This window comes from Falsiruegeria sp. JB4-1 (assembly GCF_055693495.1).
The window spans coordinates 851,509-869,978 of record NZ_JBVFTZ010000001.1; the positions used below are offsets into that span (position 1 = coordinate 851,509).

Genomic DNA, 18,470 nt, shown 5'->3' on the forward strand with positions numbered 1-18,470 from the left:
GAGAGGAAGGCAGCCATATCAATCGACTAAGAGATTGTTAGGCATCTATTAAAAATAAAATCACTGAAACACTACCGCATTTCATTCCATGCCATATCCGTAATTCTAGCGTTTGCAGTTCACTTGTAAGTGCTTACCTTGCCTAAGGTCTGGCGTGCATGCAGCATCCAGGAAACCGCGCCTTGTGACAATTGTACACGACAACGGCATCCCTGCTTGTTTGTTGCGTAAGTCAATATCCTGCAAAGAGGGCGGATTCCGGTCATTCTCTGCGAGCGCGAAGCCATTTGGGTGCCGACAGGGAAGCCGACATTCAAATGGCGAGCATTTTGGAGTTTGAGCTGCGCCACCCGAAGTCCGCTCAGTGCCCATAGTAACGAGCGCTGCGAGCTACAACAGCGGCTGCAACGCACACTTAAGCTGCCACAATCCCAGACCGTCTCACACGAAAAATTCCGCTCGCTCTGCCACCCAATTCATGGCGATCAAGCTGGCGAAGACGGCGACGGCGGCTCGCGACCCGACCCATGCGCGGCCCGGTAACTTGCGTCGGAACAGAACAAGAGGCCAGATCAGCAAAAGGATCATCAACTGCCCTCTTTCGACACCAACATTGAAGGCCAGCAAGCTGTGTCAGACATTTGGCGCATCAACCCGCAAGATTTGGTGCAGCATGAAAGAAAAGTCAAAGCCGTGCAGCAAACCGATGCTTGAGGTGATGGCAAAGGCTTTTAGATCACCATGTTCCTGGGCAAGGGGACGAACGGCCATTATTGCGGCGTAGATAATTGACAAAGCAATTGCCTACTCGACTGTCGGGATGAACTAAGCGCCGCTTGGGTCAGAGACGTGCAGACGTCCTTCTTCGAAAGAAAGCGAGAACGGATCATCACAGGACTCAACCGATAAGGACGCAGATCTTCCGACCCAAAAGTTTATTTTCGCACGTTTTCAGCGTCCCTGTAAGCAACCCTTACGCGGTTTACGAACGTATACCCCTTAGACACCATGGCGACCGGGAGGAACGTTCATGACGCAAAAAGTAGGTTTGGGAGGTATTGTCTCATACGGCATCGGATCGATTGCATATGGAATCAAGGACAACGGGTTCTCGACTTTCCTGATGATCTATTTCAACCAAGTTTTGGGGCTTCCGGCTTACCTGGTTGGGATCGCCTTGTTGATCGCGATGTTGGTTGACGCAATTTCAGATCCCTGGGCTTAGCTACTTGTCAGATCGTTGCACCTCCCGTTTGGGACGCAGACATCCGTTCATGTATGCCTCCATCGTGCCGATTGCGATCACCTATTACCTGCTTTGGACGCCGCCAGAGGCCAGCGAGTTCATGCTTTTCCTCTATCTGACGTTCATGTCGGTGGCGGTGCGTCTAACGCTCACCTTTTTTGAGATTCCCAACTCGGCGTTGATTGGTGAAATTTCTCATGACTATGACAAGCGGACAGCCATTACCGGTTTGCGCCTTATGTTCGGCTGGCTGGGTGGGGTCATCATGGCAGTGGTCGTCTATCAGGTGTTTTTGCCGGATTCAGTGGACTACGACCCGGGTATCCTGAACCCAGAAGGTTATACACGATACGCATTCTGGGCCACGTTGGTCATGGTAGTGACGATGTTTGTGTCTGCGGTTGGAACCCAACGGGCCGTCAAGGTTTTCAGCACTCCCGACACCAACAGCGAAGGCTACGGATTTCGATTTTTCAAGAACGTGGGGCATGTCTTTGCCGACAGTTCCTTTAGGTCGGTGTTTCTGGCATCGCTGTGCACCAACCTAGTGTCTGGCTTAGCCATGTCGCTGCAACTCTATTTTGGAATCTTCTATTTTGGCCTGAGTTCAACCCAGATCGCACTTGTGACACTAACGATGGTTCCTGCTGCGATCATCGCTTACTTGTCCACTGCATTTGTTGTGCGTGGTTTTGAAAAGAAATCTGTGGCTGTAACACTGAGCTGGATGGCTCTGGTGTTGTCGGTTTCACTGGTTGTTGGAAAGTACGTCGACGTGCTCCCAGCTCCGCGCAGCCCGGAATTGTTTTACGTGGTTGCCATCCTGACATTCCTGACGACAACCGTGACCGTACTTTTGAGCGCCGTGAAATTTTCGATGACGATTGACCTAGTGGACGCCGATCAGATCCGTACTGGGCACCGCGCCGAAGGGCTGTATTTTGCGGCGTTTTCGTTCACGCGCAAGGTTGTGACAGGCCTCGGGATATTTGTGTCGGGCGTCATGCTGAGCTTGGGAGCGCAAAGCGGTCGGCTGATCGATGGCAGTACAATGCACTCCATTGCCATCCCCTATGTCGTACTGATCGCAGTGTTGTACGCCTATTCTGTTTGGGTGCTGAAGGGATTCACACTGACCCGATCCGAACATGGCGATAACCTCCAAGCCCTCGGGAAAGGTTAAGGTCCACCTCGTGTGCGGCGCCGGAAGACGGATTGATCCAACATGCGTTGCACTTCTGACAGAAGCTGCTTGGCCGCTGGGGGCAGTGGACGTTCCCGCAGCCATGCGGCTACGCCGGATATGGTGTTATCGTTGAACGGCCACCCTTGGACTTCGACTTTGCGCACCAGGCCTGTAGCGACCTCTTGCTGAATTATGAACTCAGGCAGGATGGCCAATGCGTTGGTCCTCAACAGTAGCTGACGCAGCAAGCCGAAATCCTGCGATGTCAGAAACGTACCGCGCAGATCTTGAAGCCCCGAGAAAGCGTCGGGATATGCATCAAGAATGCGCCACAGGAACCAGTCTGGAACGTCTCCGCCAATGACCGACAGATGTCGCAGGTCGTTGATAAGAATAGTTGGTTTCGACAGCAAAGCGTGGTCAGACCGACAAAACAGAGCGGGCGGTTGCAAAACAAGCTTGCGATAGCTCAGCACGTCTTCCTCGCGATCCGGCTGAAGGCCAAGATACATGTCAATTTCGCGGTTGCGCAGGCGCTTTTCCCAACGTGCGCGATTGCAGGAGAGGACTGTAAATTGCAACGATGGATGCTTGTTGATCATCTTGGCAAGAGGCAGGGAAAGCAGGCTTTCGCTGACTGCTGGATCCACTCCGATCACCAACCTGCCGCCTTGATGGCTCTCCATCAGCTGCAAATCGCGCGCTGCGGTGTCCATGTCGTTTAGCGAGCGTCTGGCTGATTCGATCAGCCGTTCGCCAAAGGCCGTAGGCACGGTACGCCCACGCGTGCGATCAAACAGCTCAACACCGTAGCTTTCTTCGAGCTTGCTAATTGTTTGGCTCACAGCCGAATGGGAAACGCCTAAAGCCTCTCCAGCCAAGCGAAAATTGCCAGTGTCACCAAGCGCAACAAGTTGCCTGAGAGGGTTAAGGCTGTCCATTTCGATATCCCCGTAAGCATTGCTTACATTCTTTACAAGTTAGGTTAGCAGGTCAAACTTTGCACTGTGAGCAGAGGATGATTTATGGAATTCGAAGGTAAAGTCGCATTTGTCACTGGGGGGGCGAATGGCATCGGTTTGGCGATTGCCAGTTCGTTGGGTCGGCGTGGCATGTGCGTCATGCTTGCGGACATCGACAGCGACACATTGGTCCAAAGCTGTGCAAAGCTTTGCGATAAGGGCATCGATGCAGCTTGGGTGAAATGTGATGTCTCGGACCCGGCATCGGTAAAGAAGGCCGTCGAAGCTACTCTCGAACGATTTGGCAAAGTTCATTTCCTGGCAAATAATGCTGGTGTGTCCTTGGGGGGAGAGACGGGAACAATTCCCATCGAAGATTGGAATTGGATTCTTGGCATCAACTTGATGGGCGCAGTGCATTGCACCGAAGCATTGGTCCCCGTGTTCAAAACGCAAAGCGAGGGCGGCTTTATCTTGAACACTGCGTCCATGGCGGGGCACCTCGCCTTGCCTGGCGGTGGCCCCTATAATGCATCAAAGTTTGGTCTGGTTGGATATAGCGAGTCACTGCGTCAGGAATTTGCGTCTACCGACATCGGCGTCGGTCTGTTGTGCCCCGGATGGGTGCGCACAGATATTCATAAAAGCGCCCAAGGAAGCCCGTCGAAAAAAGAGAGTGAAGTCCCACGCGAACAAACAGAGCAGGACCGGCAGGTGGCTGCCGCGATTGATGCAGGGCTGGAGCCGGACGTCGTCGCCGAGTGGGCCCTGGATCAGATCGACAAAGGGCGTTTTTACATCTTTACACAAGCCGATCTTGCGCCTTTCGTTGCAGGGCGGTTCTCCGAGATCGAGACCGATTTGCAAGCAAGCGCAACCATCGAAGACTATGCGCTTGAGCACGCCATTAGGGTCGGCCAGGAACCGTTGGACGTGGCCGTTATCGGCGCAGGTTTTTCCGGAATCTGCGCGGCAATCAAACTGCAAGAAAGCGGCATCGTTAACTTTCGCGTCTTTGAAAAAAGCGATGGTCTTGGCGGCACTTGGTGGCACAACCGCTATCCAGGAGCAGCTTGTGACATCCCCTCGCACTTCTATTGCTACTCCTTCGAGATGAACCCCGACTGGAGCCGTTTCTATGCACCGCAGAAAGAGATACAGTCCTATATCCAGCATTGCGCCGAAAAGTATGGCGTGCGGGATCGGATAAGCCTGAAGTGCGAGATCACCGAACTTCAATTTGACGAAACCAGCTCGCTTTGGATCGTTCGTTTTGAAGACGGATCAGAAGTTCGTGCTCGCTTTGTCGTGAATGCGGCTGGTGGGCTGCACAAGCCGTTCATTCCCGAATTCCCCGGACGCGAGAAATTTGACGGCGTCGAAATGCACACGGCGGAGTGGGACGAGAATTTTGATCCTACCGGCAAGCGTATTGCTGTCATCGGAAGCGCAGCAAGCGCAATTCAAGCAGTTCCTCAATTGGCTCAGACTGCAGAGCATGTCACGTTATTTCAGCGCACGCCTAACTACATCGCAGCGCGCGAAGATTTTGGGTACTCCGACGAGGAAAAACACAGCTTCCGCAGAGATCCTTCGAAAATGCAGGCGGTTCGGGAGGAACAGTTCGAAGACAAGGACACCCGGCTTTACCCGATTGTCGTAAGTCCCGCGATCCGCAAGGTTGCCGAAGCTGAAATCAAAGCGCACATGCGTTCGCAGATCAACGATCCAGCCCTCGCTGACAAGCTGATGCCAGATTACGAACTTGGCTGTAAGCGCATCCTGATCTCAGACGACTTTCTACCCGCGCTCAATCGCTCCAACGTAACACTTGAAACCGCCCCAATCACGGCGATTGAATCGGCCGGTGTCAAATCCGAAGAAGCGCTGACGCCGGTGGATGCGATCATCTATGCGACGGGGTTTGATATCGAAGGGCAGCGGTCTGCCTTCCGCGTGACAGGGCAGAACGGCCGCTCGTTGGAAGACATCTGGCAGTCACGCGCTGACGCCTATAAATCCAGCATGGTTCCCGACTTGCCGAACTATTTCCTGGTGACTGGTCCCAACTCCGGTGTCGGCACCACTTCGGTTGTTTATCTGATCGAACAATCCGTGGACTGGATCGTTGACGTTGTGAAATTGGCAGGGCGTGATCGCTTGGTTTCGGTGAGTGATGAGACTTGCCATAAGTTCAGTGACACATTGCAATCGCAGTTGGACAACACCGTTTGGGCGTCCGGGTGTGATAGCTGGTACATCGGTTCAAATGGCCGCATCGAAACTCTTTTTCCGGGCAATGCACGGGATTTTGCGAACCAGATGAGCCATGTGGATGAGGCAGAGTTTGTTCTGACCGAACTTGCATCCAACAAAGGCAAACCGCCCCGCAACTGGACGGCCAGAAGGCAAGCTGGCAAAGATCCGACACCAGCACGTAAATTGGATCCTACAATCGGGGCGATCCTGTCATCTCCGGACGCCAAGAATGGCCCCAAGATGCAAGAGATGTCTGCCCCGGATGCCCGTGCATTGTTCTCTGCGATGGTCGAAAGACTGGAAGCTCCAATCTCAATCCCATGCGCCATTGAAGACGGAGCCATGGAACTTGAAGGCCGAACCCTGAACTACCGGGTCTACAGGCCCGCCGAGGCGAGTCCCGAGGCGGCCGGAATGGTGTTCTTTCATGGTGGCGGATGGGTGATCGGGGATCTGGACACTCATGACAATGCCTGCCGCGCACTTGCGATTGGAAGCGGCGTTACGCTGATTTCCGTGGACTACCGCCGCGCGCCGGAATTCAAATTCCCTGCGCCCGTCGAAGACGCCCGGGACGCATATCTCTGGGTGGTTCGGAACGCAGCCGCACTTGGCCTTGACCCAACGCGCATTGGCGTAGGTGGTGACTCCGCTGGCGCGAACCTAGCAGCAGTGACTGCTCAGTTGTTGCGTGACGCAGACGGTCCGAAATGTGCCTGGAGTGCGTTGATCTATCCTTCGGTTGTTGCGGGGCATGAAACACCATCGTCCATCGAGTTTGCCGAGGGTTTTGGGTTGGATGCAGCGTTGCAGGATTGGTTTGCGCGCCATTACATCCCCGAAGGCGTCGATTGGGAAGATCCGCGAATTTCACCGCTACGGGCTGAATGTCACGCAAACCTGCCGCCTGCGTTGATTGCAACAGCGGGTTTTGATCCATTGCGCGACGCAGGACAGGAGTTTGCCACCGCATTAAAGGACGCGGACGTGCCAGTCGACTATGTCGAATACAGTAGCCTGATCCACGGCTTCAAAAGCTGGGCCGGTATTGTTCCGGACGCCACTGCGGCCTTGCACGACATTGCAGAACGCATAGGGATGCTTGCAAGTTCACAAGGGCGAAAGCCTCCGGAATAAAACAAAAACTTCAACCACCACTCACAGAACAGCCAGATCCAAGAGGAGGATTTCATGAATAAACTGTTTGTTGGCGCCATGGCGCTGATGACTGCCGGACCGGCTTTCGCAGACGAACCATATGGCATTTGGCGCACAATCACGGATGACACTGGTGCTCACTTGTTGGTGGACATCCATCCTTGCCAAAATGTCGAAGAAAAACTGTGCAGCACAGTGACCGAAGTTGTGAATTCGGATAATCCAGCCGCTCAAGAACTTATCGGACGGGCCATTTTCTGGGACATGGAACTTGTGGAGGAAAACCGTTGGGAAAACGGGACGGTCTATGACGTTCTGACTGATACCAACTACGATGCACGCGTTACGCTGGGCAAAACTGCTATCAGAGTAGAAGGCTGTGTTTCTGGTTTCTGCGACGGTCAGAACTGGAAGCGGCCAGAGTAAGCAACATAGTTTCAGACCCGAATAAAAAACACTGCAAATTGATGCCTGCAATCGGAACGAATGCAGATTGCTTTTTGTTTCGTGACTGAGAGCGGTGTTCCGCGAGCGCTTCAGGAGACATCGAACTAGTGAACTGGTAAAGAGTATCGTTTCGATCTCGTGACCAAGGCCTATGTCCGCTTTGGGATAGGCTGAAAATTCTCTATCACGCGCCCGGGTATCTGCTTTGACCCGTTCGGATGACTTTGCAAAGATCGCAACGTTGCGCATATGCCACTGGCTGGATTGGTGTGTCTACGAGGGAGAACTGGAAGCCAATCCATTCTCCTCTGTGCGGTTCGAGGCCCGGGTCCGGCACCAGCTTTACGCTGTGCCTTCTGATAAGGAGGGAGCAGTCAATCAAGCTCCGCGCCAGGAACGGCAACTGAGAGCTGATAGTTCCAATTGCTTCGGATGATATGAGTTTGTGCTTTTCCTACACAGCGGTCATCTCAGGTTTTCGCTCGAATGTTCGGTTCGGGGCGATTTAGGTCACGGTTTTAGCCAGAAACGGATCAAGGAATCCCCGTTTCTGCTAGGGTCTGCGAGGGTAATTCACCAAAGAAAGTCCGGTAATCACGGGCAAACTGACCCATGTGCCAGAAGCCATACGAGTTCGCCACATCGGCAATCCCGCAGTCATATCTCTCTCTAGCGAGCTTGGCGTGCACCGCGCTCAGGCGGGACCTTTGTAAGAACTGTTTGGGTCCGATACCGTAGGCATCGAGAAACCCTCGTCTCAAGGTAGGCGCAGATACGCCGACTTCAGAGCAGATCTGCCTGATCGATATGCACTCGTCGAGGTTGGAAATCATGTATTCTACAGCCATTCGGGCAGCGCGGTTCCTTTGCGAAGACTTGCCGCTGCCGCCCCACACTCTTGGCGACGAGAGCATCTCAAGGATCGACAGGATAAGGTCATCTTCCTCTTCTGGTGAACACATTTCGAGGCCTCGGGCGATGCGCAGCCGTGCCATTTTTCTAATTCTGAAGTGATGCGCGCCAACGTTGCTCATGGAAGACGTTGCTGCGCCTTTCAGCGCTTCGCTGATATCAAGCCCGCAATGGTGTGCCATACCTTGAGCAAATTGGGTGTCGATGCCGAAAACTACACCTGAAAAGATTTGCGAGCTTACACCGTCAAAGGGTTGATCGCTGCCAAATGTCATAACGTCGGTGTCGGATGGTACCTGACCAAGCCATTTCGAAATTCGCTGTGGGTCCGGGAGCCCAAATGCCAAAACATCGGGACGCGATGTACCGGTCTGGTGTACTGCCTTGTCAAAATTCAGATCGATCAGCGTCAGTTTTTGCCCGGCCCAAACAGATACTCGGGTGTTCAAGTTGCCGCGTTCAATCTGCGTCAACTCTACATCCCAATTCGTTAGATCCCTAAACTGGCTCGGGTCGCGCAGTCGCAAGGATCCATCAGGGGTCATGCCCGAAGGCCTGATCGTTTTTTGATGTGGTCCATTTTCAGGTCCGCGTAGTTTCAATGCAATGTTGAAAGTTAATGTAGGTGCGAACCATTTGAGTTTCCAACATGAAAAAAGTCTCTGAAGCGACCACGGGCCGTCCATGCCTACCTGAGGGCACCGCTCGAACCGAAAGGGTAGTGGCTCTTCTGACCAAGTCAGAGCGAGCCGAATTGCTCGCGCAGGCCAAGCGGCGGTCGCTTTCGCTGTCCGGCTACAGCCACAGGCTGATTATCGAAGGTCTCAGAAAAAACCAGGAGCCAACGGGGTAACAATATGAAATTAAAACATTTACTTCAGACACTCGCACTTCTTGGCGCCGCCTCTTCGGCTGGAGCGCAAGAGGGTGGGATCATTCATGACGCCGAGTATTATGTGCTCAAGAAGCAGAACGCGGCTGTCTGGGCCGAGAACGATGCCGAAGTCGATCAGATGCTGGCCGAATTTCGGGATCGAAATGACGGCAAACCACCAAATATCTTCTACATCCTTATCGACGACATGGGGTTCGGTGACATGGGGATGCCTGAGATGAACGCAATCCGCGGCTACTCAACACCCAACATCAATGATCTGGCCGACGAAAGTATGCGGTTCGCCCGAATGTACACCGAGCCGTCTTGCACACCGTCCAGGGTTGCATTCATGACGGGCCGCCAACCTCACAGAAATGGAATGGGGGACACAGCTGTTGATATCTCGGGTTTCGGGTTGGCTGATGAAGAGGTCACGTTGGCTGAGGTCCTGAAAAGCGTGGGCTATAACACTTCTCATGTCGGCAAATGGCATATGGGGGATATCCAAGAATCCTGGCCGACCTATCAAGGTTTCGACTACGCGGCATTTCCGATCCACCAACAGGGCCAGCTGGCAATCTTCAACAAGGATGCCGCCAAAGAAGAAATCTCCATGGCCATCGGGGAAGAGAATTATAACAGCAAGTACACCTTGGACGGATGGTTTCGGCCGGACCCGGGCCACATGATCACCGGCCTTGAAGCAACAATTGGTAGCGAGGTGCGCGAGGTTCACATGGAGCCGGGAGAAGAGTGGACCCAGCAGAAGTACAACGAAATGAACATTCGCTACCAGGCGCAAGCATTGGAACAACTCCGCGACTTGGCCGGTAAGGAAGAGCCGTTTTTCCTCCAGTATTGGCCTCTGGTACCGCTCTCAACAACACGAACAACCCAAGAGGCGTTCACAACTCCAAACGGCGGCACCTTTGTCGAGAGTATGGAAGAACTCGACGAATGGATCGGCGTCATTCTTGATGAGGTCGAGGCACTCGGCCTAGAGGACAATACCCTTATCGTCTTGATGGGCGACAATGGGCATTTCACCAAATACGCGCCGGGCAGCGGCTTTTCCCCGCTGGTCTTCCGAGGCGGTAAGGCTGACACGTCAGAAGGTGGCGTTAGGGTTGACGCCTTCGCGCGCCTTCCCAGCCTCATCGAAGGCGGCTCGATTGTTTCTGACATAATCCATATCGCCGATCTGTTCACTTCGATCGCCCGAATGGCCGACGCCACCGATGCAATCCCTCGCGACCGCATCATTGACGGAGTCGATCAAACATCCCTCATGATGCTTGGCGACACCAATGGCCGACGAGACCACGTCATGATCTACTCAATCAATTCCTTGAAAGCGGTCGTGAAAGAGCACATCAAGTTAAAGGTTCCCGCCAAGGGCGAGAACGCAATCGTAGCCAAGTTTTTCAATCTCTTCAGGGACCCTCGCGAAGAGACTAGCGTGTCTACCGAGATCGGTGCACTGGGGTGGTCACGAGTTCAACCGCATCATCGCTCGGCACCTGAAGTTTAAGAAGATGTATCCCGATCAGCCCCCCGCGTACGGACGTCCGTATCAGGGCATTGCGAACTTGCGTCCCGAAACCGTCGCTGCCGTTGACGCATTCGTAGCCAAACGGGATATATCCCCAGATTGACCTCACCGTAATCGCATGCCACCCCCAAGATGCCTATTTTGTTTGGGGGTGGCTTTCCTTGTTCAACTGGGACCACATTTGGAAAACAGATTTTTGCAAAATCAACTCAACGTTCCCTCGGAACCGGAACCAGCTACCTGTTTCTGCACTTCCAACGGCGGCTCTCTCCCACTCTGCAGACCTTGATGTCCAATGGCCATGTCCACTATGGGCTGCGGCCAGCCATTCGCGCAAACCGCTGAAAACAGCAGTTATGAGCCCTTATTGACCGATGCTGCGGTTTGCATATTTTGGTAATGAGGGCGGAAACCTGACATTCGCTGCGGGTGCAATCGCTTAGAGTGCTAGGCCCTAATCCGGCATTCGATGGCCAAGCAGGCCTCACGGTATCGACAACCCATTTTGAAACTCAAAATGGCTCGAGAACACCGCCAAAAATAACTCCATGGCCAAATTTTGTCCCTACTTCATCATGGTCAACAGGTTAATTGTGTTCGAAACGAATTGAAGCTTGGGTATGGTAAACCAAAATGGAAGGTTCGAGCGACTGATACCGCTCGAACCCAGCGCATACAGCGATCTGTAGATACTAAACATCCCACGTGATTAAGTCGATATCTGCAACGTTTTGAATATCTAGTCCTCTCAGCAGAATTGAATCTTCTGACGTATAGATTAGCCGCACTCCATCTGTGTCGGCTACCAATTGCATAGTTTCAATGTAGCGTGCTTCGAGAAGCAAACTGTCGGCCGAAACATCGAAATCGCCGATCACGTCATGGCCATCACCTGTTTCAAACTGAAACGTATCGGAGCCGGTTCCGCCGTACATAAGGTCATCGCCAAATCCGCCGGATAGCCGATCATCACCAGAATCGCCCATCAGCGTATCGTGTCCCGCCCCCCGCTGAGGATGTCCGCGCCCTCGCCACCGTGCATTTTGTCCGAGCCGTTACCGCCTGACAGTTCGTCGTTTCCCTGCCGCCCGTCGATGTGGTCGTCGCCGCCCATGCCATTCAGAAGGTTGTCGCCCCCATTGCCAAGCAGCCGGTTCGCCGCGTCGTTCCCAGTTGCGGAGTAGTTGGCAGTGCCAAACAGGAAGGCATCCTCGACATGCTCGGACAGGGTCACATCGGCCTTGGCATGCACAACGTCATGCCCTTCGCCTGCGTATTCGATGATGGTGTCTAGCGTATCGGTGACCTTGTAAACGTCGTTCCCCAATCCACCGTAGGCAATGTCAGCCCCGGCGTTTCCCGACAGGATGTCACGACCATCCCCGCCATACATGACGTCATCCCCCTGTCCCGGGCAAAGGATGTCATTGCCGTCCCCGCCATATACCGTATCTGCCCCGTTGCCGCCGTGCAGCTTGTCATTGCCGACATCACCGTAAAGGAGGTCGTTGCCGTCCCCGCCATGCAGTTTGTCATGCCCGTCGCCGCCGTAGACCAAATCGTTGCCTGCGCCAGCGATCAGATTGTCGTTTCCGCCTTGACCATCGATCACGTTATCCAGTTCGTTGCCGACAATCATGTTACGAGCAGAGTTTCCAGTTCCGACCAGAGCCGCAGATCCCTTTTGCAGCCATAGGTTTTCGAGACCGTCGGCGAGTTCAAAGCTGACACGAGATTTGACTGTGTCGGTTCCATCTCCACCCGCTTCTGAGACCACATCGTTGAGATGATCAACAAAGTAGGTATCGTTTCCCAGCCCTCCATACATGGTGTCGGCGCCTGTACCTCCGTCCAGAACGTCTCGTCCAGCTTCACCAAAAATGAGATCACTTCCGGCCTGGCCACGGATGAAATCGTTACCAGCGCCTCCATAAACGTCGTCGTCACCATCACCGGCAAAGATTTTATCATCTCCTGAGAAACCAAGAATGACGTCGTTCAAGCCGTCTGCGCCATCAATCATTGTGCCGTCTGCGTCGGTGAAACCCACAAGGTGATCATTGGCCGCGGTTCCTTGAACCGGAGAAGTATTGATGGTCAGAGTCGCAGCGTCGGCCACTCCACTTTCATTTTCGATTCCATATGTAATTTCAACCGAGACATCTTGCGGCAAAGATCCAGGAGTAACCTCCACGAACCCGTTCCCCAGGTACTTGATAGTTTCCCCGTTGCGGAGCGTGAGAACGTCACCGGATTCGACCGGCACACCGTCAAGATGCGTCAAAGTCAAAACCTCGCCATCACTGACCTCGTCATTTTCAAATAAGTCGATAAGTACAGTTTCGCCCTTGGCCGCCAAATAAACGGTGTCGTCTTCTGCGACTGCAACCGAGATGACCGGCGCGCGAAGAAGAACGGTAGATGACGTGTCTATCCCGAAGAAGGGATCTATGCCGCGTGTATCCATGGCACCGTCATTGCTGGAAACTCTGGGTGCTTCGGCCAAAAGCTCCATATATAGTAACCCATCCGCCCCCGTCGTTATTGTGTAAAAACCTCCAGCGTTTGGTGTGCCGCTGTCCAAATCATGATCAGTATTGTTGGCCCCGGCATAAATATTGCCATCTGCATCAACCATTGTGGCGCCGTAAGCGCTTGCTGGCACACCGGATCGAATGTCGCCATCGACAATAGTGCCGACGATGACCTGTGTTGTGACGATAGGATCTCCACCCAGGGCAACTTGCGAAACATCAATGGAAACCAAGGTTCCTGGTTGCCCGCTCGCCCCACTATGGCCAACGCCGAAGAAGGTTTGTAGATCGGCATTGTAGGCCAGATCGGCCAAACCTTTTGTCGCAGCACCAGATGTTGGAATATCGATCGTCTGCGAAATCAACTCCCCATCGGGACCCGTCTCTGAAAGATCATATACGACTGCCTGACTGAGGTTCCCACTGAAGGTCCAGAGCTGACCTGTATCATCTACATCGCCAATGTAGGATCCCATTACACCGCTGGCGACTTTGTAGGTGGCGCCCGAGGCATCCATTGCGATGACGTCATTTTTGTTTATCGCTAGACCTGTGGCATCAGTTCCCACTGATCGGGCCAACCCATAGATCAAGTCTGTTTCAGTGGAGTATCCAATGGCGTTGACGTTGACCGCAGCAGGGGTCTCTGTCTCGGTGTATGAGTTTGTTTCCAAGTCAAATTTGACCAACTGGCCGTTCAGAACCTGGTAAACAAAGTTCTGACCCGGCGCAAAAGCATCCACCGTTACAGTGCTGCCCATAAATGTCATTGTCTGCTCTATGGACGGGATTACGCCAGATGTGTCGATTGTGTTGTCGGAATCACTGCCCACATCAAGTATGCGGAACTCGATCTGTGCGACTTCACCAGTTCCAACAAGTTCAAAAACGTAGGTTTCAAAAACAGCTCCGTCATGCGCGAATTGGCCAATGCTTTGACCGTCAAACACGACCTCTATCGTGACACTGGTAACGTTAGCCAGAAGGTTGGCTGCGAGGCTGAACTCCAACTCATAGGGAACGTCTTCGGTGGTCTGGACGCTTGTTGTAAGCACCGGCAAACCGTCGGCCGTCACTGCGCCGGACCAGTGATCTGAGACCGTGTATTGGTCAAATGTGAGCCTGTCGTCGGTATCTTGAAGTAGATTGTCCATGATCGGTTCCGTCTCTGCGATTTTTTGTGAAGGAAAAAGTTAAGTTTTGACCGGGCGGTGTCAGTAGGCGCCTCTTCCGGTCAAAACAGCGGTGAAAGTGCGCAACAGGATCACCAGATCAGTAATCACAGACGCGTCGCGTACATATTCCAGGTCAAGCTCGATCATCTGATCAAAGCCAATCTCAGCCCGGCCTGAAACTTGCCAGAGGCCGGTGATCCCGGGCAGGACCAGATGCCTGCGATGCGCATTTTCGGAATATTCCGCGACCTCTTGCGGCAATGCGGGGCGGGGCCCGACCAGCGACATGTCACCTTTCAGCACGTTGAAGAGCTGTGGCAGTTCATCCAGCGACCAGCGGCGCAGGATCCGACCAATGGGTGTGATACGGGGATCATTGCGGATCTTCAGGCACAGCCCCTCGCGGTCGCTTTGATGGATCAGCTCCGCGCGGCGAGCTTCGGCATCCGCGTACATGGAGCGGAACTTGATCATCCGGAAGGGGACGCCATGTTGCCCAATCCGGGTTTGCACAAAGAACACTGGCCCGCGCGAGGTCAGAGCCACGACCAAGGTGATGAGCAGCAGGACGGGCCAGATCAGTAACAATGCCAACAGGCCAAAGCTGAGATCCAGCCATCGAGCGGCGATCCGGGCGGGGAAGGTGCGCCGTTCGTTGGCGGCGTTGATGGATAGCATAGTCATTGTGTGTCTCCCCAAGTGGCAGAAGTTTTGGCAGCAGTTCATGTGCGCAAGCGCAGCCGGGGATCCCCCGGCAGGGCGTCGCGCAACACGGCGACGCTGCCATTGCGCGGCAGGCCGTCGAGGCGATTGATCTGGGCGAAAATGGCGTCCTTGCGGGTGCTGGGAATTATTTGCAAAACGCCGACATCAGCGGCTGGCAGGACAAACTGGCAGGACAAACGATCGCAGAGGCTGCCCGCGGACACGATTACGACGTCGAAATCATAAAGGACCTCGTCCAGTGCACCGCGCACCATTGGGGCGGACACACCTGAGTCTTCCAGATCGCAGGCGGGCCCCTGCGGCAGCTCCCAGATGCCATTTGCACCCTGCGTATACGTCGGTCCGGACAGTGTGTCGGCTATGAAGCTTCGCCAGTTGTTCGCTGATTGCGATGAATTCGCCGCGCCGATGTCTGCGTCAATAAACAGTGTCTTCATCTGCGCCCGGGCATGGCTTTCGGCCAGTGCACGAGCCAAATCTGTGGTCTGGCTGTCATCGGCAGAGGTTACCGCGATCACCGGCGCCTTCCCGACAAGGCGCGGTTTGCGCAAAGGATGCAGTTGCAGTTCGTTGCGCAGCAGATCCGCGGCATGGGCATCCGTCAGCCCGGCGGAAGACACCTGCAAAACCGGTACCTGATGCTCTACCGGTGTCAGGCTTTCACCGAACCGTATGCGACGCTCGGTCAGGCCCATGGCTAGTGCAAGCATCAGGGCCAGACCTGCGCCGCCCATCATGCCGGAGGCCGCCAGCATCTTGCGGCTGTCACTGACGGGATCAACCGGAAGCGATGCCGGTGACATCACCACGGCATAACCGGGCAGCGAGCGACCGGATTCCAGGCGGATAACCTCTAGCGCATGGCGAGTTTCTTCGAGCAGGTCGCGCGCCTCGACTATGTCCTGTTCAACCTGATCCAGCTCGATCCGGCGGCGGTTCAGGTCACGTGCTTCTGCCCTGGCGGCGTCGAGCTGTCCTTCGATCTTGGAATAGAGGCTGCGGATTTCTACGACGCTGGTGTCATTGCCGTCTGCGGATGCATTAGTCAGCGCGCCGGTCTGACCCAGTACCTTGATCTGTTCGCGCCGATCCGCCAACGCGGTTTCGATCACCGTGATCTCGTCCAGTTTGGCAGATTCCTTCAACCGGAATCGGGCGTTACTTTGCCCCTCATACCCTGCACGCAGACCCGCCAGTTCGGCCATCAGCTTTGCGCGTTCGAAATTCAGATCCGCCGTTGCGCGGTCCAACAGTGTAGCGCGCATGATCTCTTCGTCTGACGTATCCGCGGATGCCCCGCCCCGGTCTGCCTGGAGCGCGGTCAGGGTCGCTGCGACCTCGGATTTCCGGGCGGCCAGAGAGTCAATCTGCGCGATCTTTTCGATATGCGCCTTGGCAATCGCGTTCATGCCGAACTCACCACCAACTTCCAGCTGTGTCGCGCGCAATTGGGTCAGGCGTTGCACCAGTTCCTGTTCGCGGTTGTACAATTCGGACAGACGCACGGCGGACCGGGCGTCTTCCGCTTCGACCTTTAACTGCAGGTAGGCGGCAACAACGGCGTCCAGCTTTTGCTGTGCAAACCCAGGCTCGCGGCTCTTGGTTTTGAGGACGATCAGGCTGTCCCTGCGTTTGATTTCGATGGAGCCCGACAGATCTTTGGCCGATAGGTCGCCCCGCTTTTCGGGCTGGCTTGCGGTGATGGTGTCCACGGCGCGGGACATGACGGGGTGCGAGGCGACATAGGTGGTCTCCGCCTTGACGAAACTGTCAAAGGTTTTGAGGACCGAAGCCTCGCCGGTCGCATAGAGGATGTTGGATTCCTGGGGGTAGACCCGCAAAATCGCCTGCGATTCATAGAGTTGCGCGCCTGACAGGTAACCGATGCCCCCCAATGCCGGGCCCAACAACATTGCGCCACCAATGGCGTGTTTCCACCGCCCGCGCATTGCCCGGGCGAGGCTCTGCACGGGATTCGGTTCTGGACTTTCAGCAGGCTGCGCCAGCGGCGCGTCTTGCTCATCCACGAAATCCGGTTGGATAGCGACCAGCGACATGGCTTAGCCCACCGCGCGCGAAGACAGATCGCGTTCCCAGCGTGCTTTGGAGTTGTTCCCTTCAAAGGCCAGCAAGATGCGAACCCAGGTCATGATTGTTAGAAACACCAAAACAGGGATAACCTTGGACGGCTTGGTAAGTGCTTGGCGGATCATCCTGGGAAGGCTGCTGGGGTCCGGGCGGGACAGGCCCATTTTGCTGACTTGGCGCGCGCCCCGGATGCTACGGCGGCGCACTTTGATCAGGTCGCTTAGGTTCGAGGGAGCGCGGGCGGTAAAGGTGCAGCCCTCAGCAAGGGCGATGTCCGGCGCGGGAACGCAGCGACGAATGAATTCGTCGTCTGCAGTGATCTCGGGCAAAGGGAGAAGCCGCGCGGCGGTGGCTGCGGACAGGGCGAACAGGCCTCCGAACTTGCCGCGAGTGAAGTATGGATTGGTGCGCCAACCCCTATAGAATGCTTTCACCAACGGGGAGGCATGGGTCGTCACAACATCCATTTGGCCGCACGCAGCCTGCGCTGAACCAGTTGTCAGTGGCGCAATCAGGGCCTTGATCGAGTCCGAGGTCACATCAAGGTCTGCGTCCAGAAAGATAACTGGGCCACCTTTGGCACTGGCAGCATAGCCCAGGTTTAGGGCGTGACATTTGCCTGCACGTTCCGTTTCGATGACCGTTGCCTGTGGCACTGCCGCCCGTGCGCGCGCGGCGGTCGCGTCGGTGCAGCCGTTTGCGATGACGATCACCTCGTACACATTTTGCGGCAAGCCACGGGACAGAAACCACAGCGTGCGCCCGATGACTGCAGCCTCGTTATGGGCGGGGATCAGGATCGTTGTGCAGCTCATTACGCGCCTCTCTGCGCGGTCGGTTTCTCCCAGACGAAATCGCGGATGACGTTGAGCAATGGCTCCAGCTTGGGATTGACCGTATCGGCCCCGGATTGGGCGACCGGGAACCCTTGGAACAACGCGCGGTCCAGCGCCTCGTGCAGGGCCTCGCCATCTGCGACCACGGTGACATTGCCGAGGTGCGCCATTTCGGCGGCTGTATCCTGCTGGTGATCGGTGCGGTGTTCGCCAAACTTCAGCCGCCTGGGCATCAGGATCAGCGGCTTTCCCAGTTCCGCAGCCGACAGGATCGTGCCCATGCCCGCATGCGATACGATCAATCGCGCGGCGCTGAAACGGGTCGCAAACTCTGACTGGCTGAGATGATCAACCGTGTCGATATGGTTGAACTTACGCTGGCTCGCCCCTGTCTGGGCAAAGACAGGAACGACCGGATTTCGGGCTGCCCAGTTGTTAAGCCCATCCAGCAGACGGTCGAATGGCAGTTGCGTGCCTACGGTTGCAAAAATCATGGTGTGGTTTCCTGGATA

The 18,470-nt window shown here is 55.0% G+C and carries 13 protein-coding genes and 1 pseudogene; 5 read left to right on the plus strand and 9 right to left on the minus strand.

What is annotated here, in order from left to right; genetic code table 11:
- Positions 1–441 precede the first annotated feature (441 nt).
- A pseudogene (locus tag ACZ1HE_RS04385) lies at positions 442–795 on the minus strand (HupE/UreJ family protein).
- A 235-nt stretch (positions 796–1,030) separates the two neighbouring features.
- On the opposite strand from ACZ1HE_RS04385, the gene ACZ1HE_RS04390 reads away from it, so the two are divergent.
- Both ACZ1HE_RS04390 and ACZ1HE_RS04395 read left to right on the plus strand, forming a co-directional pair.
- Entirely contained in the window at positions 1,031–1,225 is a 195-nt protein-coding gene (locus ACZ1HE_RS04390) for an MFS transporter (RefSeq protein WP_472619716.1), read from the plus strand.
- 4 nt (positions 1,226–1,229) lie between these two features.
- Positions 1,230–2,429, plus strand: a complete 1,200-nt coding sequence (locus ACZ1HE_RS04395; protein ID WP_472619717.1) for an MFS transporter — start codon at positions 1,230–1,232, stop codon at positions 2,427–2,429.
- On the opposite strand, the gene ACZ1HE_RS04400 is transcribed toward ACZ1HE_RS04395, so the two are convergent.
- The gene (locus tag ACZ1HE_RS04400) at positions 2,426–3,373 is read right to left on the minus strand and encodes a LysR family transcriptional regulator (RefSeq protein ID WP_472619718.1); all 948 of its coding nucleotides are present in this window, start codon (positions 3,371–3,373) and stop codon (positions 2,426–2,428) included. The genes ACZ1HE_RS04395 and ACZ1HE_RS04400 overlap by 4 nt on opposite strands.
- 84 nt (positions 3,374–3,457) lie before the next feature.
- On the opposite strand from ACZ1HE_RS04400, the gene ACZ1HE_RS04405 reads away from it, so the two are divergent.
- Together ACZ1HE_RS04405 and ACZ1HE_RS04410 are read left to right on the plus strand one after the other, a co-directional pair.
- Positions 3,458–6,790 carry an SDR family NAD(P)-dependent oxidoreductase gene (locus tag ACZ1HE_RS04405; RefSeq protein ID WP_472619719.1) on the plus strand — a complete coding sequence of 1,111 codons (3,333 nt, stop codon included), beginning with the start codon at positions 3,458–3,460 and terminating at the stop codon, positions 6,788–6,790.
- A gap of 54 nt (positions 6,791–6,844) precedes the next feature.
- The gene (locus ACZ1HE_RS04410) at positions 6,845–7,237 is read left to right on the plus strand and encodes a DUF2147 domain-containing protein (protein WP_472619720.1); all 393 of its coding nucleotides are present in this window, start codon (positions 6,845–6,847) and stop codon (positions 7,235–7,237) included.
- A 554-nt stretch (positions 7,238–7,791) separates the two neighbouring features.
- Here the strand turns inward: ACZ1HE_RS04410 and ACZ1HE_RS04415 are convergent.
- Positions 7,792–8,715 carry a helix-turn-helix domain-containing protein gene (locus ACZ1HE_RS04415; protein WP_472619721.1) on the minus strand — a complete coding sequence of 308 codons (924 nt, stop codon included), beginning with the start codon at positions 8,713–8,715 and terminating at the stop codon, positions 7,792–7,794.
- Positions 8,716–9,027: 312 nt separating this feature from the next.
- Here ACZ1HE_RS04415 and ACZ1HE_RS04420 point away from each other — a divergent pair, with 312 nt between their 5' ends.
- A complete protein-coding gene (locus ACZ1HE_RS04420; protein ID WP_472619722.1) occupies positions 9,028–10,578 on the plus strand; it encodes a sulfatase-like hydrolase/transferase in 1,551 nt (516 codons plus the stop codon).
- A gap of 713 nt (positions 10,579–11,291) precedes the next feature.
- Here ACZ1HE_RS04420 and ACZ1HE_RS04425 read toward each other — a convergent pair.
- The 6 genes from ACZ1HE_RS04425 to ACZ1HE_RS04450 are packed head-to-tail and all read right to left on the minus strand — an operon-like array spanning position 11,292 to position 18,452.
- Positions 11,292–11,585, minus strand: a complete 294-nt coding sequence (locus ACZ1HE_RS04425; RefSeq protein WP_472619723.1) for a hypothetical protein — start codon at positions 11,583–11,585, stop codon at positions 11,292–11,294.
- A complete protein-coding gene (locus ACZ1HE_RS04430; protein WP_472619724.1) occupies positions 11,585–14,287 on the minus strand; it encodes a calcium-binding protein in 2,703 nt (900 codons plus the stop codon). Before ACZ1HE_RS04430 ends, ACZ1HE_RS04425 begins: the two co-directional genes overlap by 1 nt.
- A gap of 60 nt (positions 14,288–14,347) precedes the next feature.
- Entirely contained in the window at positions 14,348–14,992 is a 645-nt protein-coding gene (locus ACZ1HE_RS04435) for a sugar transferase (RefSeq protein ID WP_472619725.1), read from the minus strand.
- Positions 14,993–15,030: 38 nt separating this feature from the next.
- Positions 15,031–17,091: a GumC domain-containing protein gene (locus ACZ1HE_RS04440; RefSeq protein WP_472619726.1), complete on the minus strand. Its 2,061-nt coding sequence runs from the start codon at positions 17,089–17,091 to the stop codon at positions 15,031–15,033.
- Between the two features lie 3 nt (positions 17,092–17,094).
- A complete protein-coding gene (locus tag ACZ1HE_RS04445; protein WP_472619727.1) occupies positions 17,095–17,937 on the minus strand; it encodes a glycosyltransferase family 2 protein in 843 nt (280 codons plus the stop codon).
- Positions 17,937–18,452, minus strand: a complete 516-nt coding sequence (locus ACZ1HE_RS04450; RefSeq protein WP_472619728.1) for a glycosyltransferase — start codon at positions 18,450–18,452, stop codon at positions 17,937–17,939. Before ACZ1HE_RS04450 ends, ACZ1HE_RS04445 begins: the two co-directional genes overlap by 1 nt.
- Between the last annotated feature and the right edge of the window lie 18 nt (positions 18,453–18,470).